General features: G+C 42.8%; 1 protein-coding gene. It reads right to left on the reverse strand.

Translation table 11 applies throughout. From position 1 onward, the window contains the following. Positions 1-237: 237 nt before the first annotated feature. Positions 238-2,694, reverse strand: a complete 2,457-nt coding sequence (gene pheT / locus CK510_RS08495; RefSeq protein ID WP_095721291.1) for a phenylalanine--tRNA ligase subunit beta — start codon at positions 2,692-2,694, stop codon at positions 238-240. Between the last annotated feature and the right edge of the window lie 257 nt (positions 2,695-2,951).

Consider the following 2,951-nt stretch of genomic DNA (forward strand, 5'->3'; position numbering starts at 1 on the left):
GTAAGGGCTAAGTAGCCACTCCGTGTCTATGGCGGTTTAAAATATTGAATAGTTTAGTCTTAACTGAACCGTATTGAGAAAATAAAATATTCAAATCATATACTTACCAACACTATCACGCAAAGGGTGGGGAGACCCCACCCCTACAATTATGGAGAATTTATTTTTGGTGTTCCCTAAGTTCTGAGTTGGGAATTGCGAGTTTTAATTAGGAATTATAAAATAAATTCCCAATTCCTAACTCCTTAAACTTACACCAAATTTCTCCACCAGTGCTTCCCGGACTTTTTGATGTACTGGTTCAACTTCGCTATCAGTAAGGGTTTTGTCACTTGCTCGATATACCAAACGAAACGCTAAACTGCGTTGCCCTTGGGGTACATTTTCCCCTTGATACTCGTCAAATAATTCTACCGATTCCAATAACTCTTTCGCAGCTTTATTTATTACCCGTTCAATCTCCGCAACACTGACTTTTACAGGTGCAAAAAAGGCAATATCGCGATCGCTTGCTGGATAGGTTGAATATGCTTTAAATGCCGGAGTTTGGATTTCGTCCCTATCTAAAGAATCTATCAACACATCTAAATCTAGTTGAAATACGTAGGTTGAATCTGGTAAACCCTTATCATTACGTAGTTGTGGGTGCAACTGTCCAAACGTACCGAGTCGAGTACCACCTATCCATAACGAAGCAGTACGTCCAGGATGTAAGTATGAATCACGACAATCGGGTTGATATTCGACTTGCAAACCCATTTGCCCAAATACATTTTCTAAAATGCCCTTAGCTTCAAACCAAGTCATGGGCTGGTCTTTGCCACCACGGGACCACTTACCAACGGTTCTATCTCCCCCCATAATACCAGCGATCGCATCGGCTTCTTGCAAACCGACCTCTTCTTGCCAAAAAATTCGTCCAATTTCAAACCCGTTTAAAGCACCATTCCCTTGTTCGAGGTTGTATTGGAAAGCGTCAATCAAACCTGCAATTAAATCGGTTCGTAAAGCTGAATATTCTGCCAGTAAGGGATTACTCAATACTACCTGACGGTCTTCCCCCGGTTTTACCAAAGAATAATGGATTAACTCAGTTAACCCAGCACCACGCATGACATAGCGTAATTTGCGAGTCACTTCTTGTTCAAAGGGGAAATAACCAGCTTCTGCTGTTTCTGGAAGGGTATCACAAAAGCGATCGTAACCGTAAAGACGGGCAATTTCTTCAATTAAATCAATTTCCCGCTCTAAATCCCGGTAACGATAGGGAGGAACAACAACAGTCCAACTTTTTTTATCACCACTAGGTGTTAATGTACATCCTAAAGCCGTGAGAGTGCGTTCCACATCAACAGCTTGGAGTTCCCCAGCATCGTCATCACCTAAACGCACCGGACCAAGTATTTCATTGACACGCTTTAACCGTAATTTTACTGAATTGCTCCAAGTAGAAGAGTCGGGACGAGTATCGGCATTCTCTTGAGAAACTATTGTAGCACCAGCGAGTTCCACCAATAAATTGAGAGCGCGATCGCAAGCAATTTCTAAACCCGCAAAATTTACCCCCCGTTCGTAACGTGACGAAGATTCACTACGTAAGCCAACACTACGGGAAGAACGACGAATCGCCACATTATCAAACAAAGCTGCTTCTAAAACCAGGTTTTGCGTACCTTCGTGAACTTCACTTTCTCCCCCACCCATAACACCAGCTAACGCAATTGGTTTATCATTGCAGGTAATGAGTAAATTCTGTGTCGCCAAATTCCGGGTTTGCCCATCCAGGGTTTTCAGGGTTTCCCCAGCATTAGCAAAGCGTACCCCAATGGTAATATTATCCTTGCCACCAATTGCTTGTAATCTGTCTCGGTCGAAAGCGTGAAGTGGTTGTCCCCATTCTAACAACACATAATTAGTGATATCCACAACATTATTAATGGGACGAGTTCCCGCAGAGCTTAATCGCTGCTGCAACCATTCGGGAGATGGTGCAATTTTGACATTCTCCACCACCGTACCGAAATAAGTTGGACAAGCTTTTGCTTCTTCGATTTTTAAATTTAATATCTCTAAACTTAAATTCCCTGTTGCTTTGCTTGCACTAATTGTCTTGGTATCGGGAATTGATAATTTTCCACCAGTTAATGCAGCAACCTCCCGTGCAATCCCCACCATACTCAAGGCATCAGCACGGTTTGCAGTGGCAGTCACATCCAAAACCACATCATCCAAACCCAACAATGGACGGACATCCCTACCCAATTGCAGATTCTCCTGGGTAAAAATGTGAATTCCATCAACATCGGTAGGTAAACCGAGTTCCTTTAACGAACAAATCATCCCATTAGAAGCAACACCCCGCAACTTAGCGGGTTTAATTCTTAAATCGATATTTGGTAAAAAAGTACCGACAGTTGCCACTGGAACAAGTATATCTGCACGAGCATTACTAGCACCGCAGACAATCTGTAAATTTTCACCCGTACCAATATCAACTTGGCAAAGACTTAATTTATCAGCATTTGGGTGTTGTTCACGGTTGACAATGCGACCAATTACCACACCTGATGCCCAAGTGCGACGGTCTTCAATCTCTTCAACCTCAAACCCTGCCATAGTCAAGGTTTCAGCCAACTCTTCTGGCTTTAGTTTTATCTCGACTAGTTCCCGCAGCCAATTTAACGAAATACGCATGAATCTTTTACTTGTGCGAATAGCAGCTTTATATATTAGTAATGCACAGTCTATTTTAGAACTATTTGTGGTGAGATATATACAATTTTAGCTCGACTTTGCGAAAGCGCGATCGCAATCTCCCGTAGCGACTGTCTTAGTCGTCAAGCGATCGCAAAAAAGATTTTGAGCAAGTTGCCGCGACCGAGAAAAATTCGGTGCTACCAGGAACGGGCATGAGGATTTGTCGAGTGGCAGTATAAAAAGTGTAGCCCGTC

This window comes from Brunnivagina elsteri CCALA 953, from assembly GCF_002289455.1.
Classification (GTDB): Bacteria; Cyanobacteriota; Cyanobacteriia; order Cyanobacteriales; family Nostocaceae; genus Brunnivagina; species Brunnivagina elsteri.